A 22,936-nucleotide genomic window follows, 5' to 3' on the forward strand; every position below is an offset into this window, starting at 1 on the left:
CGTTCGATCGGATAAGCGAATCGGCGCGTTTTTTTGTAGCGCGGCCGCGCGGTTCTGGACCCATCGGATACGCCCCGCCCCCACGTTCCGGTCGGGCTGCGCGACGCTTGTCCAATATAGCTGCCAAGTGGGCGCGTGACTTTGCGTAACAGGGCGGCAGGCCTTCCTGGCGCTTTCCCGTTGCCACGTGCCTGATTTTGTTGCTATAATCGCCGGTTTCGAAGCTCGCTCAATTTTCGGGCGGGGTTTGGAGCGGCGCCACAGCGTTTGCCAAGACCCTCGCACACCCCGAAAACACAGGCCTGCCTTCGCGTAGTCCGATCGATTTTTTTCGACACTTTTGCGCTCTTGGGCAATCGCTTCCAAGAGTTCGATCTAAAAGCAGCACCTCACCACTTGAAGGTCAGGTACTGGAAACAGGAACAGGATAAGGAACCGTCATGGCTAACTCCGCACAAGCACGCAAGCGCGCCCGCCAGGCCGCCAAGGCAAACTCGCATAACTCGGCATTGCGCTCGAAGTTCCGCACGGCTATCAAGGCTGTCCGCAAGGCGATCGACGCCGGCGACAAGGCTAAGGCCGCTGAAATCTTCCAGGCATCGTCGAAGACCATCGACATCATCGCCGACAAGAACATCGTTCACAAGAACAAGGCAGCTCGCCATAAGAGCCGCCTCGCTGCAGCCATCAAGGGTCTGCAAGCGTCCGCAGCGCAGTAATTCCGGTCAGCCCGCCTCGGTGGGCTACCTCCTGTTTCCGCTGCACAGAAAGGCCCGCCTCGGCGGGCTTTTTTGCTTCGGACCGACAGATCCGCGCTGTATCGCGTAATTCGTCGCGCTTGTAGCTGACGGACTGGGCGTAAAAAAACCCGCTAGCAGCGGGTTTTTTTGCTTTTTGCGTTTGCTTTTGCTTTTGCCAACCCGGCAGGTTCGCACTAGATCACGTGCCTTTTCTCTTGCGGCGTGGCGTGCTCGAGTTGCAGCTCGCACGCCTCCGTCACAACGAGGTCGTTGTCTTTAGCAAAGTTGAGGACGAAGTCGAAAGCCATTGGTTCGATGTCGCGCAAACGCGAATCGAGAATCACGCACTTGAGGTCGCCGATCATGGTCGGCCGGACATACAACGAGTACTGCATGTAGGCGTTCGGCCCCTTCCTTGCGCCGGGGCCGAAGCAGGCCATGACGCCTGCGAGACGCTCCGACCAGTCGCTCGGCCGAAACTTTTTTCCCGTCGACGTGATGCCCTGAATGAAATATTCGGTTGGAGCTGCTTCGGCCATGTAGGAATACCTGTGTGACTGCCCAGCGGGGTGGCGGCAAAACGGACGGCGGAACGGCTCTGAATTGCCTGGGAATTACCTGGAACTCGCCGACCATGCCGCGATGGCAAACCACACCACCAGAACCGCGAAGAGCCGGTTAAGCCGCTTTGGCGCTCGTCATGACGGCGCACCGCGAGCAGGTCGTTCCGAACCGCGCGAGCCGAGGCCGGCCAAGCGAAATACCGGCCTGCTGGGCTTTGGGATAACCCGTAGATTATAGCGCAGCGGACCCTTTTCCGCAGCGCACACAAGACATGTCTGAGGGTTCCACAAGGCTTTCAGACAGCTTGCCCAGCCTTTTGGCCGACTCGTCAAACCGGGTGAAATCCTTTATGCTGCATCGGGTTACCACAAACGACGGCGGCGCCGTCCGGCAATCCTGCCGGGTGAGACCGCCGTATTTGTTTCATGACCGCCAAGAAAATTCGCCACTACCTGCAGTTCAAGGATTTCTCGCTGGAAGACTACGAGTACGTGCTGGAACGCGCGCGCATTCTGAAACGCAAATTCAAGAACTACGAGACTTACCATCCGCTGCACGATCGCACGCTGGCGATGATCTTCGAAAAAAATTCAACACGCACGCGCCTGTCGTTCGAAGCCGGCATCTTCCAGTTGGGCGGCCACGCCGTTTTCATGAGCACGCGTGACACGCAGCTAGGCCGTGGCGAACCGATCGAAGACGCCGCGCAAGTGATTTCGCGCATGGTCGACATCATCATGATCCGCACGTTCGGCCAGGATATTCTCCAGCGCTTTTCCGAGAATTCGCGCGTGCCGGTGATCAACGGACTGACCAACGAATATCATCCGTGCCAGGTGCTGGCGGACATCTTCACGTACTTCGAGCATCGCGGCCCGATTCGCGGCAAGACGGTTGCGTGGGTCGGCGACGCCAACAACATGCTGTACACGTGGATAGAAGCCGCGCAGATTCTCGGCTTCAAGCTGCGCCTTTCCACGCCGCCGGGTTACAAGCTCGACCGCGCCATGGTCGCTGCCGAAAGCGCACCGTTCTACGAAGAATTCGACGATCCGAATGAGGCCTGCGCCGGCGCTGATCTCGTCACGACCGACGTCTGGACCAGCATGGGCTTCGAAGCCGAAAACGAAGCGCGCAAGAAAGCCTTCGCCGACTGGTGCGTCGACGCCGACATGATGGCGCGCGCCAATCCGGATGCGCTCTTCATGCACTGCCTGCCCGCCCACCGCGGCGAGGAAGTCAGCGCCGAAGTGATCGACGGCCCGCAAAGCGTCGTGTGGGACGAGGCGGAAAATCGTCTGCATGTGCAAAAGGCCTTGATGGAATACCTGCTGCTCGGCAAGCTGAATCACTGAGCGAGCCGCTCAGTCAGCAGGTTGAGCAGCATCTGCGTGTAGCGCGACGGGGCCTTGAATACGAGGCAAGGCATCCACGTTTAGCGCCACGCATCGAGCCGGCGTCCACGGCCGCAACCGGCCGTAAGCGGACCCGGCTTTAACACCGCAACGCCCCCAAAAACGCGGGCAGCCTGCGGTTTAGTGTCAAAATAGTGGTTTTCCGCGCTCCGGAACCGCCGGCGCGCCTTGTTTTCCCGCTTTCTCCAGCTACGAGTTCACCATGAGCGATATCAAGAAAGTCGTGCTCGCCTATTCGGGCGGCCTCGACACCTCCGTCATCCTGAAGTGGTTGCAGGACAATTACGACGCCGAAGTCGTCACGTTCACGGCCGACATCGGCCAGGGCGAAGAGCTGGAACCGGCGCGCAAGAAAGCCCTGCAACTCGGCATCAAGCAGGACAACATCTTTATCGAAGACCTGCGCGAAGAATTCGTGCGCGACTTCGTGTTCCCGATGTTCCGCGCCAACACGATCTATGAAGGCGAGTACCTGCTGGGCACGTCGATCGCGCGTCCGCTGATCGCCAAGCGTCAGATCGAAATCGCCCGCGCCACCGGCGCGCAAGCGGTGTCGCACGGCGCAACCGGCAAGGGCAACGACCAGGTTCGCTTCGAACTCGGTTACTACGCGCTGGAACCGGGCATCAAGGTGATCGCGCCGTGGCGTGAATGGGATCTGCTGTCGCGCGAAAAGCTGCTCGCGTACGCGGAAAAGGCCGGTATTCCGATCGAAATGAAGCACAAGCAAGGCGGCGCGCCGTATTCGATGGACGCGAACCTGCTGCACATCTCGTTCGAAGGCCGTCACCTGGAAGACCCGAAGGCGGAAGCCGAAGCCGATATGTGGCGCTGGACGGTGTCGCCGGAACAGGCGCCGGACCAGGCTGAATACATCGACATCGAATACGAGCACGGCGATCCGGTTGCGATCAACGGCAAGCGTCTGGCGGCTGCGGAAATGCTCACCGAACTGAACCGTCTGGGCGGCAAGCACGGCATCGGCCGTCTGGATCTGGTGGAAAACCGTTACGTCGGCATGAAGTCGCGCGGCTGCTATGAAACGCCGGGCGGCACGATCATGCTGAAGGCGCACCGCGGCATCGAATCGATTACGCTGGACCGTGAAGTGGCCCACCTGAAAGACGATCTGATGGCTCGTTACGCGTCGCTGATTTATAACGGCTACTGGTGGAGCCCGGAGCGTCGCGCGATTCAGGTGCTGATCGACCATACGCAAGAGAAGGTCAACGGCTGGGTACGTGTCAAGCTGTACAAGGGTAGTGTGTCGGTGGTCGCGCGCGATTCGAAGGAAACGCTGTTCGACAAGACGATTGCCACGTTCGACGACGACGGCGGCGCTTACAACCAGGCCGACGCTGGCGGCTTCATCAAGCTGAACGCGCTGCGTATGCGGATTGCGGAGAATGCGCGCCGTCAACGCGATTAAGGTAGGCAGCTTCTGTGAGGCTAACTTCGCGTAAGCGAAGTTAAGCACCGCGAGATGCAGGCTGATGCCACAACGCTAAGCCAGCTGAGCTGACGACGAGTGATTTGGCAAAGGCTAAAAGTTCATGTGATCGAACGTGAACGCCGCTAAGCGCGGACCCAAACGGAAGTGCAGATGCAGAAAAAGGCGCCGGGAGTTTCCTCCCGGCGCCTTTTTTATCGCCTGCGCGTCGGACAAGCCGATTCAAAGCATCACAAACAAACGGGCTCCGCTTCCAACTCCACCCCAAATCGCTCCAGCACATCGCGCTGAATCGCTTTCGCAAGCGCCAGCACCTCCGTACCGCTCGCGCCGCCGCGATTCACCAGCACCAGCGCCTGCCGCTCATGGACGGCCGCCGCGCCCATCGCGCGGCCTTTCCAGCCGCATCGATCGATCAGCCAGCCCGCGGCGAGCTTCACCCGACCGTCCGGCTGAAGGTACGACACGACATCCGGCTCTCTGGTCTTCAGCGCCTCGAACTGCGCCGCCTCGATCACCGGATTCTTGAAGAAGCTGCCAGCATTGCCCAGTTTCAACGGATCGGGCAACTTGGCGCGCCGCACCGCCACGACCGCGTCGAAGATCGCCTGCGCGGTCGGCGGCGTGTCGGCATGGCCGTTTGCGGCCAATTCGCGAGCGAGATCCGCGTAGCCGGCACGCGGTTGCCAGAGCTTCGGCAGACGGAACGTCACCGACGTGATCACGAACCGGTCGCGCCCTTCCCGCTTGAAAAAACTGTCGCGATAGCCGAAGCGGCACGCCCGCGCATCCATTTCGACGACTTCACCCGTAGCCAGCTCCACGGCGCGCAGTGACGCAAAGCGCTCGACCATCTCCAACCCATACGCGCCGATGTTCTGAATCGGCGCCGCGCCCACCGTCCCCGGGATCAACGCGAGGTTCTCGAGACCCGGCAAGCCTTGCGCCAAAGTCCAGCCGACGAACTCATGCCACGGCTCGCCGCCGGCCGCTTCGACGTACCATGCGTCATCGTCCTCGCGCACGACGCGGCGGCCCCGCAGCGCGATCAGCAGCATGAGTCCGCCGAAATCGCCGGTCAGCACGACATTGCTGCCGCCGCCCAGCACGAGGCGCGGCAGGCCGGCAGCACGCGGATCGCGCACCGCGGCCATCAGTTGCTCTTCACGCTCGATGCGGCACGCGAACTGCGCGCGCACATCGAAACCGAAGGTGTTGTGCGCCTTCAGCGGGAAGCCGGCGATGAACGCGGCGGAATCGGATTGGGACATCGGAATGAGAACCGTGAAACGACAAATGGAACGACGAATAAAGCAGCCGATGCAACCGGCTTCGGACCCCGGCCGGGCGACTATGCGCGCCGGCCTTGGGCAAAAGGGAGCGGCGTCGGTAAAATGACGTCCGGTCCGTGATTATAGCGAGTGCCCCGTGAGCAGCCGTCCGGTTGCGTCACGCACCGCAGCACTATTGGGAGAAAAAAATGCCATCGTTTGACGTCGTCTGCGAAGCGAACATGATCGAAGTCAAGAACGCGATCGAGCAGTCCAACAAGGAAATTTCAACGCGCTTCGACTTCAAAGGGTCGGACGCGCGCGTCGAACACAAGGAAAACGAAATCACGGCCTACGCGGACGATGATTTCAAACTCGGTCAGGTCAAAGACGTGCTGCTGTCGAAAATGGCCAAGCGCAACGTGGACGTGCGCTTTCTGGACTACGGCAAGATCGAGAAGATCGGCGGCGACAAGGTCAAGCAGGTCATCAAGATCAAGAAAGGCGTGTCAGGCGATCTATCGAAGAAAATCGTGCGCCTCGTGAAGGACAGCAAGATCAAGGTCCAGGCGAGCATTCAGGGCGACGCGGTGCGCATCACCGGCGGCAAGCGCGACGACCTGCAAAGCGTGATCGCCATGCTGCGCAAGGACGTGACCGACACGCCGCTCGACTTCAATAACTTCCGCGATTGATGTGCTGATACAGGACGCCCGAGGCGTCCCGAACAAGTAGAGCGGCGAGATAAGCGGAGCAGGTCGGGTTCATGACGAGACCCTTGAGAGAAGGACAACCGTGCGTGCGCACGCCCCGCCGCGCATGACAGGCCTGCTGGGCGCTGAGCGTCAGGCGCCGCCAGGTACTCAGCACCGCGCACCAACCTCTAAACTGCCGGCGCGCAAGCACGTGCGTCTGTCTATGCGGTTGCCGGTATGCTCCACGCGGCACCTGCGCGACGCCGCGCATACCGGTGCACCGAGCCCTCACCACCGATGCATCAAGGCACCAGGTCACTCAGGAACCAGGCACCAAAGCAACGCTGTTCAAACGTCGTTCCCCCCCGCCGCCCTCGCCGCCGCATCCGCCTTCTTCTTATCCCCGATACGGCTCTCCTGCCCGCGCATCAGCTTGGCGATATTGCCGCGATGGCGCCACACCAGCAGCGAACTCATCACGACGATCGCCAGCGCGATGACATGCGGTCCGAACAGAAAACCGTCGAAGATCGGCGCGAACACCGCCGCGGCCAATGCCGCCAGCGACGAATAGCGCGTGAAGAACGCCACGATCAGCCACGTCAGCAGGGTCGCGACGCCAAGAATCGGATTGATCGCGAGCAGCACGCCGGCCGCGGTCGCCACACCCTTGCCGCCCTTGAAGCGAAAGAAAACCGGATACAGGTGACCAAGAAACACCGCCACCGACGCAATCGCCACCGAAGTATCGTCGAGCCCGTAACGCGCGCCGTAGTGCACGACGAACCACACCGGCAGCCAGCCCTTGAATGCGTCGCCGATCAGCGTGAGAATCGCGGCCTTCTTGCTGCCGCTGCGCAGCACGTTGGTGGCGCCGGGGTTGCCCGAGCCATACGAGCGCGGGTCGTCGAGGCCCATCGCGGCACTCACGATCACGGCGAACGACACCGAACCGATCAGGTAGGCAACGACAGCAACGATCAGGTTTTGCATCTGGGACTCTTATAAGGATCGGCGGTCTGAAACTCGATGCCCCAACCGCAACAGGGCGCGCAACTCGGAACAAAGCGGCGCACATTCTACCGAACCGGCGCGCCCGCAAAACATTCAGGCAAACGTCAATCGACGCTCGCGCACTGCACCGCCTTCGCGGCCAGCAACTCCGTCAGCACCTTGGGGCCGATGCTGACCAGAAAGCCGCGCCGTCCGCCGTTCAGCCAGATCTTGTCCATTTCGAGAATGGTCGACTCGACGTACACCGGCATCTGCCTCTTCGTGCCGAACGGCGAGGTGCCGCCGATCAGGTAGCCGGAATGCCGGTTCGCCACTTCTGGCTTGCACGGCTCGACGCGCTTCGCGCCGATCTGCCGCGCGAGGTTCTTGGTGCTGACGGTGCGGTCGCCGTGCATCAGCACGATCAGCGGCTTGGCGTGCTCGTCTTCCATCACCAGCGTCTTCACGACATGATGCTCGTCCACACCGAGCTGGCGCGCCGATTCTCCGGTGCCGCCGTGCTCGACATAATCATAAGGATGTTCGCCGAAGGTCACGCCATGGCGGCGCAGAAACTGCGTGGCCGGCGTTTCGGAGACGTGTCTGGATTTGCTCATCGGCGCATTGTAATGGCGACTTTGCGCAACGGCTATTTGCCGAACGGCTAATTGTGCGGGTCCAGCGGTTGTGGCACGATCGTTCGCAAATATCCCGGCGCGACGTACGCTGGGCACCGTAATTTTTTGGAAACTTGCATGGGACCGGAGCAAGCGCTTTGCATGGGTCGGAGTAACGCGCTAAAGCGCGAACTCCGATCGACAGCTAAAGCGTCAACTCCGGTCGACAAAGGAGACAACGTTGAGCTTCGATTCGCCTACCCGTTCCACGATCGACATTCCCGCATTGCTGGCGGCCCTGCCCGCAAGGATCGCCGACATTCCGGCGCTGGCCGCCGCGCGCGATCCGCAGCACATCGCCCTGATCGAGGATGCGCGCCGCCTCACCAGCGCGCAACTGCTGGAAGTCGTCGACGCCGCCACCACGCTGCTGCGCGAATGGGGCGTACGCGGCGGCGATCGCGTGATGATCGTCGCGGAAAACAGTATCGTGCAGATCGTGCTGCTGTTCGCGACCGCCCGACTCGATGCGTGGGCGTTGGTCTCGAACGCGCGCCTGTCCGCCTCCGAGCTCGACTCGATCCGCGCGCACGCGCAGCCGCGTGTGGTCGCCTACGCCACGGAAAGCTCGGCCGACGCCAAGCTGCACGCAGAGCGTCACCACGCCGCCAAGGCGCCCGCTATCACGCCGGACATCGGCGCCTGGTCGTACACGGTGGATAGCGCGGCCGTCGCCGAGCCGGTCGAAGCCGCAAGCGAGCGCCAGTGCGCCGCGTTGATTTACACCACGGGCACCACTGGCGCGCCAAAGGGCGTGATGCTGTCGCACCGCAATCTGCTGTTCATCGCCGCGATCTCGAGCCGCTTGCGCAAAGTCGGCCCGGACGATGTCGTCTATGCCGTGCTGCCGATCTCGCATGTGTACGGTTTCGCGTCCGTCTGTCTGGGCAGCCTGCATGCGGGCGCGACCTTGCGGCTCGTGCCGCGCTTCGCGCCGGAAGCCGTGCGTCGCGCGCTCGCCGAGGAACGCGTGTCGATTTTCCAGGGCGTGCCGGCCATGCACGCCAAACTGCTCGAACATCTGCAGACACACGGTCACGCATGGTCCGCGCCGCAATTGCGTTTCGCCTATTCGGGCGGCTCGCCGCTCGACGCCGCCTTGAAAGCGCAGGTGGAAAGCGTCTACGGTCTGCCGCTGCACAACGGTTATGGCATGACCGAGAGCAGCCCGACCGTGTCGCACACCATGCTCGATGCGCCGCGCAGCGATTGCTCCGTAGGCGAGGTCATTCCGGGCGTCGAGGTGCGTTTCGTCGGACTCGACGGCATCGACGCGGCGAAGGGCGACATCGGCGAACTATGGGTGCGCGGCCCCAACGTGATGCTGGGCTACTACCGCAGCCCGGAGCAGACGCGTACGGTCGTCACCGAAGACGGCTGGCTCAAAACCGGCGATCTCGCGCGGCAAGACGTGGACGGCGCGCTGCATATCGTCGGGCGCAGCAAGGAGTTGATCATTCGCTCGGGCTTCAACGTGTATCCGGCCGAAGTCGAACATGTGCTGAATGCGCATCCGCAAGTCGTGCAATCGGCTGTGATCGGACGCGCGGTGGAAGGTAACGAGGAAGTGGTCGCGTTCGTCGAGTTGATTGCAGACGCGACGGTGACGCCAGCCGAATTGATCGACTGGTGTGGCGAACGTCTCGCGCCGTACAAGCGGCCGGCCGAAGTCAAAGTGCTCGCCGTGCTGCCGGCGGCATCGACGGGCAAGATTCTCAAGCACCGGCTGCGCGAGTTTCTCTGAACGAAAACGAAAGCGCAGCGCAAACGCGCATCAGCCTCGCGGATGATGCTGCGCATGCAGCGACTTCAACCGCTCCCGCGCCACGTGCGTGTAAATCTGCGTGGTCGAAATATCCGTGTGCCCGAGCAGCAATTGCACGACGCGCAGGTCGGCGCCGTGATTGAGCAGATGCGTGGCGAACGCATGCCGCAAGGTATGCGGCGAGAGCGGCGCATGCACACCGGCCGCTGTCGCGTGACGCTTGATGATGTTCCAGAACTGCTGGCGCGTCATGCCTTCGGCGCGGTTCGTCACGAACAGCGCGTCGGTCGCGCGCGCGCCGAGCAACGCGGGCCGCGCCTCGCGCAAATAGCGCTCGATCCAGCTATGCGCTTCCTCGCCGAACGGAATCAGGCGCTCCTTCGAGCCCTTGCCCATCACACGCACCACGCCTTCGTTCAGGCCGACTTCCACCGTCTTCAACGTGACGAGTTCAGTTACGCGCAAGCCGCTCGCGTACATCAACTCCAGCATCGTGCGATCGCGCAGGCCCAAAGGCGTATCGATATCGGGCGCGCCGAGCAGCGCTTCGACTTGCGCTTCGCTGAGCGTCGACGGAAAACGCGGCGGCTGTTTCGCCGAGCGGATGCGCACCGTCGGATCGATCTTGGTGCGATGCTCGCGAACGGCCCAACCGTAGTAGCGGCGAAATACGGAAAGCCGCCGGTTCGCCGAAGTCGATTTGTCTTTCTGCCGCGCCGCGCTATACGCGTTCAGATCGGCTTCGCTCGCGGTGTCGAGCGAGGCGTTGCGGCTCTGCGCGAGCCACTCGCAAAAGAGCCGCAGATCGCGGCGGTATGCGTCGAGCGTGTTGCGCGACAGGCCGTGTTCGAGCCACAGCGCGTCGCAGAATGCATCGATCGATGCCGAGCTGGCGACGAACAGGGGTGACGCGGCGGCCGCGTCATCGATCAACGTATCGCTCATGCGTAGGGAATGCCTTCATGCGCCAGCAGCCAGCGCTTGATGTTGCGGAAGAAACCGTCTTCGGCGTGATTCGCGAAACCGCCGATGCCGCTCGAACTCACCACCCGATGACAGGGAATCACGATCGGAAAGTAATTGGCGCCGCACGCCTGACCGACCGCGCGCGGCGCGCTGCCGAGTTGTCTTGCCAATTGACCGTAGGTCAGCACGACGCCCGGCGGAATGTCGCTGATGGCCTGCCACACGCGCTTCTGAAACGCGGTGCCGACCGAGGCCAGCGGCAACTCGAACTTCGCCGACGCGCGCTCGAAATATCGTTCGATCTGCTCGGCTGCCTGTCTCGCCAAAGGCGATTCGGGCGCGACGTTTTGCATCGAATCCGGCAGATAGACGATCTCGCGCACGGCCTCGCCTTCGAGGCGAATGCCGACCTTGCCGAACGGCGCATCGATCACTGCGTTGAACATGATTGTCTGCTCCTCACTGGCGCGGGCGTTCGGGATTGTAAGGCAGCGTACCTGCATGGGCGCAGGCACGCTAAGCACGCAACGCGCCGCCCGGTTTGCCGCTACTTTACGCCGCTTCCAAAGCCCATTCCACGTGCTCGCGCACGACGGCGGAAGCGTCGTCCGCACGCATTCTCAGCGCTTGCACGATCGCCTCGCGCGCCGGCTCGCTCAAGCTGTCCGACGACGCCCGCAGCGCGTTGCCCATGCCCACCGCGAGATTGCGCAGCCAGCTCTCATAACCGATGCGGCGAATCGCGCTGCCTTGCATGCGCGTATCGAACTCGTCCGCGCTCCACGCAAACAGTTCGACCAACGATGCGCGATCGAGTCCGTGCCGCACGTCGAAGTCCGCGACCGGCGCGGCCTGCGCGAACTTGTTCCATGGACACACGAGCTGGCAATCGTCGCAGCCATACACGCGATTGCCGATTAGCGGCCGCAATTCGAGGGGAATACTGCCCTTCAACTCGATCGTGAGGTAGGAAATGCAGAGGCGCGCATCGACCTTATACGGCGCGACGATCGCACCAGTCGGACACGCGCCGATACAGCGCGTGCAACTTCCGCAATGCGAGCCCGGCGTTTCCGGCGCGAGTTCAGGCACGGTCTCGGCGTCGGTCGGCAACGGCACGTCGACATAAATCTCGCCGAGGAAAAACAGCGAACCCGCGTCACGTTGCAGCAACAACGTATGCTTGCCGCGCCAGCCGATGCCGGCCTTCTGCGCAAGTTCTACTTCCAGCACCGGCGCCGAATCGGTAAATACGCGGTAGCCGAAGTCGCCGATCTCGGCTTCGATTTTCTCGGCCAGATGTTGCAGACGGTTACGCATCACCTTGTGATAATCGCGGCCGCGCGCATAGATCGACACGACAGCCGCCGACGGGTCCGCGAGCCGCGCATGCTCGGCTGCGCGCCAGTCCTGCGTGAGCGGGCCGTCCTGCAAAGCGCTTTCGTGCGCCTTTCCGCTCAATGTCTGCGCGGGCAAATAAGCGATGCGCGCCGTAATCACACGTCGCGTGCCGGCCACAAGCTCGGCGGGCCGCGCGCGTTTCATGCCGTGTTTCGCCATATAATCCATCTCGCCGTGGCAACCCGCTTCCAGCCAGGCTGCAAGCGGCGCTTCGGCGGCGGAGAGATCGGTGTCGCTAATGCCGACCGCTCCAAAACCCAGTTCACGGCCCCACGTTTTGATGTTCAGCGCGAGCGCCTTCAGCGCCGCTTCATCGAAATGACGCTCGGCACGCGCATCGTCGTTAGACGCAGGCGTGCAGGAAACAGGGGACTCCGGACTTCGGTTCATCACGCCATTTTACGAGAATGCCCGTCAATCCCGATCTAGCGCTCCAACCGCCCGCCAACGTCCTGCTCGAACGCACCTTCGCGCTCGCGGACGAAGCCGCCACCATGGCGTTCGGCGAGCGCTTCGCGCAGGCGATCGAAAGCGTGCGCGAAGCCGCGCAACATACGCCGGGCGCGGGCGGCGACAAGGCTTTCTACGGACTGCAAGTCCAGCTCATCGGCGACCTCGGCGCCGGCAAAACCACCCTCGTACGCGCAACCTTGCGCGGCCTCGGCCACACTGGCCGCGTGCGCAGTCCCACTTACACACTCGTCGAACCTTACGTGCTCGAGCGGCCCGCTGGGGAACTCGCGCTCTATCACTTCGATCTGTATAGATTCACCGATCCGGCCGAATGGGCCGACGCGGGCTTTCGCGAGTACTTCGACAGCGGCGCGATCTGTCTCGTCGAATGGCCGCAGCGCGCGGGGCGTCTGCTGGGCGTGCCGGATCTTGTCTTCTCGCTCGACCTCGATAACGACAACGAGAATGAAAGCGACGGCCGTGTCCTCGTCGCACGGGCATACAGCGAATCAGGAAAGGCATGTCTCGAAAGATGTTGATCAAACCGTTCCGCTCGATCGAATCGGCGGCTACCGCAACGCATAACTGGCGGCGCCGGCAGATTCTGCGCGCGAGTGCGTCCACGCTCGTGCTCGGCCTCGTCGCGCCGCGCCTCGCGTGGGCGAGTTCGGTGCTCGGCGTGCGGGTCTGGCCGGCGCGCGACTACACGCGCGTGACGATCGAATCCGATCAGCCGCTGCAGAACGCGCAGCAGTTGCTGCAGGGACCGGACCGGCTAGTGGTCGATCTGAGCGGTCTCGATCTGGACCAGGCGCTGAAAGACCTCGTGTCGAAGATCACACCGAACGATCCGCAGATTCAGTCGGTGCGCGTCGGGCAATATCAGCCGCATGTGGTGCGCATGGTGTTCGACCTGAAGGGTTCGGTGAAGCCGCAGGTGTTCACGCTGCCGCCGGTCGGCGCGTACAAGTATCGGCTGGTGTTCGACCTGTATCCCGCGGTCGCGCCCGATCCGCTGATGGACCTGCTTGCGCAGACCGAACGCAAACAGCAGACCTTCAACGAAGAGAACAGCGCAGCGCCGCCCGCCACGCTGAGCGGTCCCGGCACCACGCCGCCCACCGCCGATAACAGCGAGGCCTTCTTCGAGCGTTACGCGCAGAACGGCGGCAGCGGTAGTGGGTCCACGCCGGGCGTGCCGCGTCCGCCGGTGCGCGTCGCGCCGCCGTCCGCGCCGCCAATCCTGGCCAAGCCCGCCACGCCTGCTGCGCCGGTGGCGCCGCCCACGGCGATCGCCCGCAACAAGGGCAACAGCGCCAGCACGCTGGGCGCGGACGACGCCGGCAGCGACGATACCTACGCGTTCACCACTCCCAAGTCCGGCAAGAGCAACACGGTGCGTCTGCTGACCGTCGCGATCGATCCGGGCCACGGCGGCGAAGATCCGGGCGCGATCGGCGGCTCGGGCACGTACGAGAAGCACGTCGCGCTCGACATCGCGAAGAAGCTGCGCGCGAAGATCGACGGGCAACCGAACATGCGCGCCATGATGACGCGCGACGCGGACTTCTTCGTGCCGCTGAACGTGCGCGTGCAGAAGGCGCGGCGCGTCGGCGCGGACCTGTTCGTTTCGATCCATGCGGATGCGTTCACCACGCCCGACGCCAAGGGCTCCTCGGTGTTCGCGCTGTCGGAGCATGGCGCGACGAGCGCCGCGGCGCGCTGGATGGCGAACAAGGAGAACTCGTCGGATGAGATCGGCGGCATCAACATCAAGTCCGCCGACGCTACCGTGAACCGCGCGCTGTTCGATATGTCGACCACCGCGCAGATTCGCGACTCGATGCGTTACGGCAACTTCGTGCTGAAGGAAATCGGCGGCATCAACAAGCTGCACAAGGGCTCGGTCGAGCAGGCAGGGTTCGCGGTGCTGAAGGCGCCGGACATTCCGTCGATCCTCGTGGAAACCGCCTTCATCAGCAACCCGGACGAAGAGCGGCGCCTGAACGACGACGCGTACCGCGAGAAGATGGCCGACGCGATCATGACCGGCATCAAGCGCTATTTCGCGGCGAATCCACCGCTCGCGAAGAACCGCATGACGTGATGCTCACGCATGCAACGCAATGATGCGATGGAAAACGGCTGCTCGAAGCGGCCGTTTTTTTCGCCCTCATTCAGGCCGGCCGCTTACGCTCAGCGCGTGAGTGAAAACCGCTGCACGGCCCAGCCGCCGAACACGTTCACGGCCAACCCCGCCATCACCAGCAAAGCGCCCGCGATCTGCGCCGCGGACAGCTGCTCATCGAGAAACAGCGACGCCGACGCGAGACCGACAATCGGCACCAGCAGCGAAAACGGCGCGACCTGGCTCGCCGGATAGCGCGACAGCAGACGGCTCCACAACCCGTAGCCGATCAGCGTGGCGATAAACGCGAGATACACGATGGCGAAGATCGACGTCGCGCTGATGCCGGACAGCGCCGCGACGATCCGCTGCGGCCCCTCGAGCGCGTACGACAGCGCGAAAAACGGCAGCGGCGGAATCAGGCTGCCCCACACCACCAGCGCGACGAGATCGACCCGGCCGACCTTCTTCGTGACGATGTTGCCGAGCGCCCACGAGCACGCGGCGCACAAGGTGAGCGCGAAACCGGCCAGCGTCATGGCATGGCCGCCTTGCAGGCCGATCACGGCAAGGCCGCCCGCCGCGATCAGCAAACCCACCACATTCGGCACGCGCAACCGCTCATGCAGAAACATGGCGGCGAAAATCAGCGTGAAAAACGCCTGCGCCTGCAACACCAGCGAGGCCAGTCCGGCCGGCATGCCGACATACATGGCCGAGAACAGGAACGCGAACTGGCCGAACGAAATCGTCGCGCCATATGCAATCAGCCAGCGCCACGGCAAATTGGGCCGTTTGATGAAAAACACCGCCGGCACGGCAGCGAGCGCGAAGCGTAGCGCGCCGAGCAGCATGGGCGGCACACCATGCAGACCCACCTTGATCACGACGAAATTGACGCCCCACGCGACGACCACGATCATCGCCAGCAGCAAATCCCTCGGCGACATGCCGGACTCCAATTGATTGTTCGATCCGGCAGTTTAGCGGAGCCGGCAGCGCCCGGCGCCGCCCCGCGCTACGGATTCCCGGAGCGCCGACATGACGCCGAGCCGTCGTCGTTGCGCCCAGCGCAGTAGAATCGTCTATTAAACGAAAAACTCCCGCCCATCCTTCCAGCCGAGCCTGCCATGTCCTCCTCGATCAAAGCAGTCCTCAAACCGCATCTGCGCGACGTCGGCAGTCTGACCGTGCGGCGCGTGCTGCCGGCCATGGCGGCGCGCCTGATCGGCCCGTTCATCTTCTTCGATCACATGGGCCCGGCCACCCTGGAACCCGGCGTGGGCCTCGACGTGCGGCCGCATCCGCATATCGGTTTGGCCACGGTGACCTATCTGTTCGAAGGCGCGATCATGCACCGCGACAGCCTCGGCTCGGAGCAGAAAATCGTCCCCGGCGACGTCAACTGGATGACGGCCGGGCGCGGCATCGTCCACTCCGAGCGCACGCCGGACGAGGACCGCGCCAGCGGCCAGACCATGCACGGCATTCAGACGTGGGTCGCGCTGCCGCTCGACGACGAAGAGACCGAGCCGTCGTTCGCGCATCACGCGGCTGATACCCTGCCGGTGGTCGAGCGCAACGGAGTCACGCTGCGGGTGATCGCGGGCACGGCGTTCGGCGTAACCTCGCCGGTCGAGACGTTCTCCGGCACGCTGTATGTGGCCGGCGAATTTGCGCCGGGCGGCGCCTTTGCGCTCGAACCGGAACACGAGGAGCGCGGCGTCTATCTCGTCGACGGCGATCTGGAGATCGACGGCACATCGCTCGAAGTCGGCCAGATGGCGGTGCTCGCGCTCGACGAAACGGTGACGCTGGCGAGCACCCACGGCGCGCGCGTCATGCTGCTCGGCGGAGAAAAGCTGGATGGCGAGCGCTTCATCGAATGGAATTTCGTTGCCAGTTCGCGTGAGAAAATCGAAGCCGCGAAGCTGGCGTGGACCCATCAGGAAATGGGCAAGGTGCCGGGCGAAACCGAATGGATTCCGCTGCCCGAGCGCAAGTAAGCACGCAGGTAAGCCACGCAGGTAAGCAAGGCAAATGAGCATCGCAAATAAGCGCAAGCGGTTCGGCAGCATTGAATCCCCGGCGTTCGGCCCCAAATAGTCAACAGACCGTTTTATCGACGAGGACGCAATGGACACCACTCTGGCCACTTTCGAACAGGACGTCATCACGGCGTCGACACTGGCCCCCGTGCTGGTCGATTTCTGGGCGCCCTGGTGCGGCCCGTGCAAGACCCTCGGCCCGATGCTGGAAAAGCTCGAAGCCGAAGCCGCCGGCAAATGGAAGCTCGTGAAGGTGAACGTAGACGAGAATCAGGAACTGGCCGCGCACTTCCAGGTGCGCAGCATTCCGCACGTCATGGCTTTTGCCGACGGTCGGCCGGTCGATCAGTTCGTCGGCGTGCTGCCTGAAGGCCAGTTGCGCGAGTTTATCGAGCGGCTCGTGCCGCAAGGCGCGGACGCAGCGCGTCTCGAAGCGCAAACCGCGCTGGCCGAAGGCCGCCGCGAAGATGCGTACGACGCACTGCAAGCCGCCCTCGCCTACGACCCGGGTTTCGACGAAGCGCGCATGGACCGCATTGAAATGCTGCTCGAAGACAATCGTCTCGACGAAGCGCGCAACGAAGTCGATCTGCTGTCGCCGAAAACGACGCAAGGTATCGACGCGCGTTTCAACGCGATCAAGACGCGCCTCGACGCCGTGGACGCCGCCGCGGATCTGCCGCCCACCGATGCGCTGGAAGCGAAGGTTGCGGCCGACCCGGCCGATCTCGAAGCGCGTTTCGATCTGGCCAGCGCGTTTATTGCCCGTCGCAAATACGCGGAAGCGCTCGAACATTTGCTGGCGATCGTGCAACGCGACCGCACGTTCCGCGACGATATCGGCCGTAAGACGATGCTCTCGGTGTTCGATCTGGCCGCACATCAGCCGGAGCTGGTGTCGCAATGGCGGCGCAAGCTGAGCGCTTCGCTGTTCTGATCTGATTGGATCAACCGGCATTCAGGCGCCGCGGCACTCGTCGCGGCGTGAATCACCTCAAGCCGTAGCCTGCTTCGCCAACGCCCGCAGCACGTGCGCGGCCGCGGCAAATCCGAAGCTCGCCGTCACGCACACGCTCGAACCGAATCCCGCGCAGTTCAAACCGACCGGCCCGGTATGGCCCGGCGACGTGGTGACGTGCTCAGCCTCCTCGTCGATATCGCACACGGCGGCCTCCGGGTAGATCAACGGTTCGTCGGAATACACCGCGCTCACCTTGAACTTCGCCTTCGGGCCGCGCGGAAAGCCGTGCTGTTTGCGCAGTTGTCCGCGCACTTTCGACAGCAACGGATCCTGGATCGTCAGCGCGAGATCGTCGATGCGAATGCGCGTCGGGTCGAGCTGACCACCCGCACCGCCGACCGTGATCAACGGCTGTTTCTTCTCCACGCACCATGCGATCAACGCGGTCTTGGTGCGCACGCTGTCGATTGCATCGATCACGTAATCGAAGCCGCCGCCGAGCGTCGACTCGAAGTTATCCGGATCGACGAAGTCCTCGATCAGGCGCACGTCGCAAAACGGATTGATCGCCGCGATGCGTTCGGCCATGGCTTCGACCTTCGGTTTTCCGTAGTTGCCGTCGAGCGCGTGGATCTGCCGGTTAGTGTTGCTCTCGGCGACGTTGTCGAGGTCGATCAGCGTCAGCGTGCCGACCGCGCTGCGCGCCAGCGCCTCGGCCACCCACGACCCCACGCCGCCAATGCCGATCACCGCGACGTGCGCGCCTTCGAACGCGGCGAGCGCCGGCGCGCCGTACAAACGCGCGATGCCGCCGAAGCGCCGCTCACGGTCAGCGGTTTCTTTCCCGTCGAGGCTGGTAGTAAGATCGGTTTGCGCGGTGGTGCTGGACATGATGGCAGGGCTCGGTGGTCAGGCAAAAACACGAAGTGGCGACGCAAAGGCGTACGCAACCCCGTATTTTGCCTGAAGGCGTCGAATTGCATCGCCGCGAAAAGCGCGGCACCGAGAGCCACATACGCCGGCATGCATGAACGGACCGCGCCGGACCTTGATGCGGTTGCAGGCAAAAAATTAGCGGCTTAGCTATACTGATTGAACTGTAGCGTTCGCATAAGAACATGACCTCACTCGCCGAACTTCGAAAAAACTATTCGCTGGGTTCTTTGGACGTTGCCGATATCGACCGTAACCCGTTTCGTCAATTCGATACGTGGTTTCAACAAGCGGTCGACGCCAAACTGCCCGAACCGAATACCATGACACTGGCCACGGTCGACTCGCGTGGCCGGCCGTCGGCGCGCATCGTCCTGATCAAGGGCGTCGACGAACGGGGTTTCGTGTTCTTCACCAATTACGAAAGCCGTAAAGGCCGCGAACTGGCGGCCAATCCCTACGCCAGCCTGCTTTTCTACTGGATCGAACTCGAACGCCAGGTGCGTGTGGAAGGCCGCATCGTCAAAACCAGCGCGGAAGAAAGCGACGCGTATTTCGCGTCGCGCCCGCTTGGTTCACGCATCGGTGCGTGGGCCTCGAATCAGAGTCAGCCAATTGAAAGCCGTTCGCAGCTCGAAACACGCGAACGCGAAATCAGCTTGCAATACGGCGACCATCCACCGCGTCCACCGCACTGGGGCGGTTATCGTTTGGTGCCCGAAGCAATCGAATTCTGGCAGGGCCGGCCGTCGCGCCTTCACGACCGTTTGCTCTATACGCGCTCGGGCGAACACAGCGACTGGCAAATCTCCCGCCTATCGCCTTGAATCGGAATACAACGCCGCGAACGCGTTGCCAACGCAGCAGCGCGCGGCGGCCGGATGGCAACTCGCGGCATGGGAGTCGCGCCGCACGGAGCTGCGATCCACACAGGCTTTGCTTTAATTCAACGGACACGGAGAGATCACATGTTCTGGGAGAAGAAGCTGGCGCAGTGGGTGGAAGATGTAAAAACCAAAGCTAACGTTCCCGCGCGCCTCGTGCTGTGGGACGGTCAGCAACATGACTTCGGGCAGTTCGCGGCGCCCCAGGTCACGCTACATGTCAAAAGCGCCACGGCGCTGCCCTATCTGCTCGAACCGAGCCTCGACAATCTGGGCGAGGCGTACGTGAAGGGCAAGATCGACATTGAAGGCAAGCTGTCGGACATCATCAATATCGGCTACCAGCTGGCGCGCAATACCGTCACCAGCGCGGGCAAGCTGGCGCGCGTGCGGCGCTACTTCAATCATTCGAAAGCCTCGGACAAGAAGGCGATCCAGTATCACTACGACGTCTCGAACGAGTTCTACAAGCTGTGGCTCGACGAGAACATGGTGTACTCGTGCGCGTATTTCGAGAACGGCGACGAAGATCTTCCTACCGCGCAGATCAAGAAGATCGACCACATCCTCACCAAGATCCAGTTGCAACCGGGGCAGCGCCTGCTCGATATCGGCTGCGGCTGGGGCGCACTCGTTCTGCGCGCGGCGCAGAAGTTCGGCGCGCAGTGCGTGGGCGTGACGCTCTCGCAGAACCAGTTCGATCTCGCTACCGCGCGCGTGAAAGCGGCGGGGCTGGAAGGCCAGATCGAGATTCGTCTGCAGGATTATCGCGACGTCGAAGGGCAATTCGATCGCATCACGAGCGTCGGCATGTTCGAGCACGTGGGCCGCAAGAATCTGCCGGGCTACTTCGAGAAAATCCGCGACCTGCTGGTCGACGACGGCATCGCCATGAATCACGGCATTACGTCGAGCGATTCGGACAGCGGCGAGACCGCGCTCGGCGGCGGCGAATTCATCGACCGCTATGTGTTTCCCGACGGCGAGCTGCCGCATATCAGCCTCGCGCTCGAATCGATGCAGCGCGGCGGGCTCGAAGCGGTTGACGTCGAAAGCCTGCGCCGTCACTATGCGCACACGCTGGACATCTGGGCGGAGAATTTCGAAGCGCATGCGGAGGAAGCCCGCAAGCTCGTCGACGACGAGAAATTCCGCATCTGGCGCGTGTACCTCGCCGGTTGCGCCTACGCTTTCGAAAACGACGACGTCTCGATCTACCAGGTGGTCTGCCGCAAAGCCGGCCGCAGCGCGAAAACCTTGCCATGGTCGCGCCGCTTCATGTACGACAAACCGCTGTGATACGGTTGCGCCGCGGCGCCGTGCATGAGCGGGCGACGTGGCGCAAACCTTTGAACAGCAGGTCGAACACCGATGGACCCAAGCGGGACAAGCGAAGTTGAACAGCCGGTCGAGGCCGAAGCTGGCGCCGATGGCGAAGCCGTGCAGTTCGATCTCTTCGGGATGCCGCTGGAAGCGGCGACGGCAAAGGGCGATGGCGCGGTGAAGTTATCGCGCGGGACGAGCGGCACCACTGGCACTGCAGCGGCCGCCGTAGCCGCTGGGGCAGATGCTGACGCCGCTCAGCAGAGTCAGCAGACCGTTGAGCAGGCAAGCTCGCCAGCTAACGCATCCGCAGCACCCGTCGCAGCGACGCAGCCCGAGCGCCGGCGTCAACCGCGCGCGACGAATGCCCCGAACGCCGGCTCCTTGTGGCAGGAAGACGAAGCGGCCGCGCCAGACGCCGCCATTGCCGCGCCCGAAGCCAATACCGCCCCCGCCGACACCCCCAAAAAACGCCGCACTCGCGAAATCGTCGCTGCCCCGCCCTCGCCCGAACTCCTCGCGCTTGCGGCGCAACTACCGCCGCACATCCACCTCGGCACTTCGACATGGTCGTTTCCGGGCTGGAACGGCATCGTTTATGGCGACGAGTACAGCAACAGCAAACTATCGCGCGAGGGTCTCACGGCCTACGGCGCGCATCCGCTGCTGAAGACGGTCAGCATCGACCGCTCGTTTTATCAGGCGCTCACGGTCACCGAATATTTGCGTTACGCGCAGCAAGTGCCCGAGCATTTCCGCTTCATCGTGAAAGCCCCGATGACGATCACGGACGCCACCGTGCGTGCCGAACGCGGCGAGCCGGTCTCGATGAATCCGTGCTTTCTGAACGCGCAAATGGCAATCGACGATTTCGTCACGCCTTGTCTCGAAGGGCTCGGCGCCAAAGCCGGCGCGCTCGTGTTCCAGCTTTCGCCGCTGCCGGATCAGATGCTCGCGCAACCGGCGGTGTTCATCGAACGGCTGGCCGAATTTCTGATGGCCTTGCCGAAGCTGCCGGACAGCGCCTGCTACGCGATCGAAATCCGCGATGGGAGTCTGCTTACGCCGCGCTTCATCCGCACGCTCAAAGCGGCGGGCGTGCGCTATTGCGTCGGGATTCACGCGCGCATGCCCGATCCGCTGCGCCAGGCCGCGGCGCTTGCGTTGCTGGATGGTGAACCGGCTGGGCCGCTGATCGTGCGCTGGAGCCTGCACGGCGGCTTCAAATACGAACAGGCGAAGGCCAAGTACGAGCCCTTCAACCAGTTGGTCGATGAGGATCCGGCGACCCGCGCGTCACTCGCCGAACTGGCCGCGCGCTATGCGCTGGCCGGCCAGCCGGTGGTGATCGCGATCAACAATAAAGCGGAAGGTTCGGCGCCACTAAGTTGTGTGGAGCTGGCGCGGGCGATCATCGACGCGTATGCACGGCTCGCTCATGAGCATGAGCACGAGCACGACGATCACGAGCCACCGCCATCTGAAGAGAACGAGCAGCTGCCCGGTTCCGACGCCGAGTAACGCGCAAGCAGCCGCTCATGCCATTAGCTCGGTTAGCTCGCCCTGATCCGGTGAGCAAACTTCTGACGAAACTTCGCCACCTTCGGCGCCACCACGAACGAGCAGTAGCCCTGATTCGGGTGCTGCGCAAAATAGTTCTGGTGATAAGCCTCGGCGGGCCAGTAATTGCCGTCGAGCGGTAGCACTTGTGTGACGATCTGGCCGTCGTAAATGCGTTGCTCACCGATCTCGCGAATTGCCTGCAGCGCCGTTTCCCGCTGCGTGTCGGAATGCGTGAAGATCACCGAGCGGTATTGCGTGCCGACGTCGTTGCCCTGCCGGTTCAACTGCGTCGGATCGTGGATCGCAAAGAAGATATCGAGAATCTCGCGATAGCTGATCTCCGCCGGATCGAAGTCGACTTTGACGACCTCAGCGTGGCCGGTTTCGCCGTCGCACACCTGCTCGTAGCTCGGGCGTTGCGTCTTGCCGCCCGCGTAGCCCGACTCCACTGCGTTCACGCCGTCGACGCCCAGGTACACCGCTTCGAGGCACCAGAAACACCCGCCACCCAGGGTGGCGACTTCGCCTGTCTGACTCATGCTGCTCGCTCCTTCAAACACATAGTCGGCCGATGCCGGTCCACGGTTCGCCGCAACGCTCATGCCACCATCCGAGCCTTCCAGCTTAGCGGCTTTTTCATTCACCGGCTGGGGTCGCGGCCGATCCGCCTCGATTGCAGTTAAAATTGGGGCAAATCGACGATTTT

22 protein-coding genes are annotated in these 22,936 nt (G+C 62.9%); 12 read left to right on the forward strand and 10 right to left on the reverse strand.

The window, feature by feature from the left end:
* The first annotated feature begins 440 nt into the window (after positions 1-440).
* Positions 441-719 carry a 30S ribosomal protein S20 gene (gene rpsT, locus PQR54_RS21185; protein WP_012434165.1) on the forward strand — a complete coding sequence of 93 codons (279 nt, stop codon included), beginning with the start codon at positions 441-443 and terminating at the stop codon, positions 717-719.
* Between the two features lie 215 nt (positions 720-934).
* Here the strand turns inward: rpsT and PQR54_RS21190 are convergent, their stop codons facing one another.
* Entirely contained in the window at positions 935-1,279 is a 345-nt protein-coding gene (locus PQR54_RS21190) for a DUF3579 domain-containing protein (protein WP_408249037.1), read from the reverse strand.
* Positions 1,280-1,729: 450 nt separating this feature from the next.
* Between PQR54_RS21190 and argF the strand changes: the two genes are divergently transcribed.
* Positions 1,730-2,659 (forward strand): ornithine carbamoyltransferase, encoded by a 930-nt coding sequence (gene argF, locus PQR54_RS21195; RefSeq protein ID WP_095418379.1) that lies wholly within the window; start codon positions 1,730-1,732, stop codon positions 2,657-2,659.
* 262 nt (positions 2,660-2,921) lie between these two features.
* A complete protein-coding gene (locus tag PQR54_RS21200) occupies positions 2,922-4,148 on the forward strand; it encodes an argininosuccinate synthase (protein ID WP_408249040.1) in 1,227 nt (408 codons plus the stop codon).
* Positions 4,149-4,399: 251 nt separating this feature from the next.
* Here PQR54_RS21200 and murB read toward each other — a convergent pair whose 3' ends face one another.
* Complete coding sequence (gene murB / locus PQR54_RS21205) at positions 4,400-5,440, reverse strand: UDP-N-acetylmuramate dehydrogenase (RefSeq protein WP_408249042.1); 1,041 nt, start codon at positions 5,438-5,440, stop codon at positions 4,400-4,402.
* Positions 5,441-5,649: 209 nt separating this feature from the next.
* Here murB and PQR54_RS21210 point away from each other — a divergent pair, with 209 nt between their 5' ends.
* Positions 5,650-6,135 (forward strand): YajQ family cyclic di-GMP-binding protein, encoded by a 486-nt coding sequence (locus tag PQR54_RS21210; protein WP_007180572.1) that lies wholly within the window; start codon positions 5,650-5,652, stop codon positions 6,133-6,135.
* Positions 6,136-6,483: 348 nt separating this feature from the next.
* Here the strand turns inward: PQR54_RS21210 and plsY are convergent, their stop codons facing one another.
* Entirely contained in the window at positions 6,484-7,128 is a 645-nt protein-coding gene (gene plsY, locus PQR54_RS21215; RefSeq protein ID WP_408249044.1) for a glycerol-3-phosphate 1-O-acyltransferase PlsY, read from the reverse strand.
* A gap of 125 nt (positions 7,129-7,253) precedes the next feature.
* On the reverse strand, positions 7,254-7,745 hold the full coding sequence (gene ybaK, locus PQR54_RS21220; protein WP_408249045.1) for a Cys-tRNA(Pro) deacylase: 492 nt from the start codon (positions 7,743-7,745) through the stop codon (positions 7,254-7,256).
* Positions 7,746-7,986: 241 nt separating this feature from the next.
* On the opposite strand from ybaK, the gene PQR54_RS21225 reads away from it, so the two are divergent.
* Positions 7,987-9,549, forward strand: coding sequence for a class I adenylate-forming enzyme family protein (locus PQR54_RS21225; RefSeq protein ID WP_408249046.1), 1,563 nt, complete (start codon positions 7,987-7,989; stop codon positions 9,547-9,549).
* A 30-nt stretch (positions 9,550-9,579) separates the two neighbouring features.
* Here the strand turns inward: PQR54_RS21225 and xerD are convergent, their stop codons facing one another.
* The 3 genes from xerD to queG form a co-directional block, all read right to left on the reverse strand.
* On the reverse strand, positions 9,580-10,515 hold the full coding sequence (gene xerD, locus PQR54_RS21230) for a site-specific tyrosine recombinase XerD (RefSeq protein WP_408249047.1): 936 nt from the start codon (positions 10,513-10,515) through the stop codon (positions 9,580-9,582).
* Complete coding sequence (locus tag PQR54_RS21235) at positions 10,512-10,982, reverse strand: methylated-DNA--[protein]-cysteine S-methyltransferase (RefSeq protein WP_408249048.1); 471 nt, start codon at positions 10,980-10,982, stop codon at positions 10,512-10,514. Before PQR54_RS21235 ends, xerD begins: the two co-directional genes overlap by 4 nt.
* A 106-nt stretch (positions 10,983-11,088) precedes the next feature.
* On the reverse strand, positions 11,089-12,327 hold the full coding sequence (gene queG / locus PQR54_RS21240; RefSeq protein ID WP_408249050.1) for a tRNA epoxyqueuosine(34) reductase QueG: 1,239 nt from the start codon (positions 12,325-12,327) through the stop codon (positions 11,089-11,091).
* Between the two features lie 17 nt (positions 12,328-12,344).
* Between queG and tsaE the strand changes: the two genes are divergently transcribed.
* Together tsaE and PQR54_RS21250 are read left to right on the forward strand one after the other, a co-directional pair.
* On the forward strand, positions 12,345-12,929 hold the full coding sequence (tsaE, locus tag PQR54_RS21245) for a tRNA (adenosine(37)-N6)-threonylcarbamoyltransferase complex ATPase subunit type 1 TsaE (protein ID WP_408249052.1): 585 nt from the start codon (positions 12,345-12,347) through the stop codon (positions 12,927-12,929).
* Positions 12,911-14,497, forward strand: a complete 1,587-nt coding sequence (locus PQR54_RS21250) for an N-acetylmuramoyl-L-alanine amidase (RefSeq protein ID WP_408249054.1) — start codon at positions 12,911-12,913, stop codon at positions 14,495-14,497. Before tsaE ends, PQR54_RS21250 begins: the two co-directional genes overlap by 19 nt.
* An 89-nt stretch (positions 14,498-14,586) precedes the next feature.
* On the opposite strand, the gene PQR54_RS21255 is transcribed toward PQR54_RS21250, so the two are convergent.
* Positions 14,587-15,468 carry an EamA family transporter gene (locus PQR54_RS21255; protein WP_408249056.1) on the reverse strand — a complete coding sequence of 294 codons (882 nt, stop codon included), beginning with the start codon at positions 15,466-15,468 and terminating at the stop codon, positions 14,587-14,589.
* 180 nt (positions 15,469-15,648) lie between these two features.
* Between PQR54_RS21255 and PQR54_RS21260 the strand changes: the two genes are divergently transcribed.
* Complete coding sequence (locus tag PQR54_RS21260) at positions 15,649-16,524, forward strand: pirin family protein (RefSeq protein WP_408249058.1); 876 nt, start codon at positions 15,649-15,651, stop codon at positions 16,522-16,524.
* A gap of 130 nt (positions 16,525-16,654) precedes the next feature.
* Positions 16,655-17,503, forward strand: a complete 849-nt coding sequence (trxA, locus tag PQR54_RS21265) for a thioredoxin (protein WP_408249060.1) — start codon at positions 16,655-16,657, stop codon at positions 17,501-17,503.
* Between the two features lie 57 nt (positions 17,504-17,560).
* Here the strand turns inward: trxA and tcdA are convergent, their stop codons facing one another.
* Positions 17,561-18,418: a tRNA cyclic N6-threonylcarbamoyladenosine(37) synthase TcdA gene (gene tcdA, locus PQR54_RS21270; RefSeq protein ID WP_408249062.1), complete on the reverse strand. Its 858-nt coding sequence runs from the start codon at positions 18,416-18,418 to the stop codon at positions 17,561-17,563.
* A 227-nt stretch (positions 18,419-18,645) separates the two neighbouring features.
* Here tcdA and pdxH point away from each other — a divergent pair, with 227 nt between their 5' ends.
* The 3 genes from pdxH to PQR54_RS21285 all read left to right on the forward strand — a co-directional run bounded on the left by pdxH (position 18,646) and on the right by PQR54_RS21285 (position 22,188).
* Positions 18,646-19,287: a pyridoxamine 5'-phosphate oxidase gene (gene pdxH / locus PQR54_RS21275; RefSeq protein ID WP_408249064.1), complete on the forward strand. Its 642-nt coding sequence runs from the start codon at positions 18,646-18,648 to the stop codon at positions 19,285-19,287.
* Positions 19,288-19,428: 141 nt separating this feature from the next.
* The gene (locus PQR54_RS21280; RefSeq protein WP_408249066.1) at positions 19,429-20,643 is read left to right on the forward strand and encodes a class I SAM-dependent methyltransferase; all 1,215 of its coding nucleotides are present in this window, start codon (positions 19,429-19,431) and stop codon (positions 20,641-20,643) included.
* Positions 20,644-20,715: 72 nt separating this feature from the next.
* A complete protein-coding gene (locus PQR54_RS21285) occupies positions 20,716-22,188 on the forward strand; it encodes a DUF72 domain-containing protein (protein ID WP_408249068.1) in 1,473 nt (490 codons plus the stop codon).
* Positions 22,189-22,220: 32 nt separating this feature from the next.
* On the opposite strand, the gene msrA is transcribed toward PQR54_RS21285, so the two are convergent.
* Positions 22,221-22,769: a peptide-methionine (S)-S-oxide reductase MsrA gene (gene msrA / locus PQR54_RS21290; protein WP_408249069.1), complete on the reverse strand. Its 549-nt coding sequence runs from the start codon at positions 22,767-22,769 to the stop codon at positions 22,221-22,223.
* Between the last annotated feature and the right edge of the window lie 167 nt (positions 22,770-22,936).

The sequence above is a fragment of the Paraburkholderia phytofirmans genome (genome assembly GCF_046028095.1).
Classification (GTDB): Bacteria; Pseudomonadota; Gammaproteobacteria; order Burkholderiales; family Burkholderiaceae; genus Paraburkholderia; species Paraburkholderia phytofirmans_A.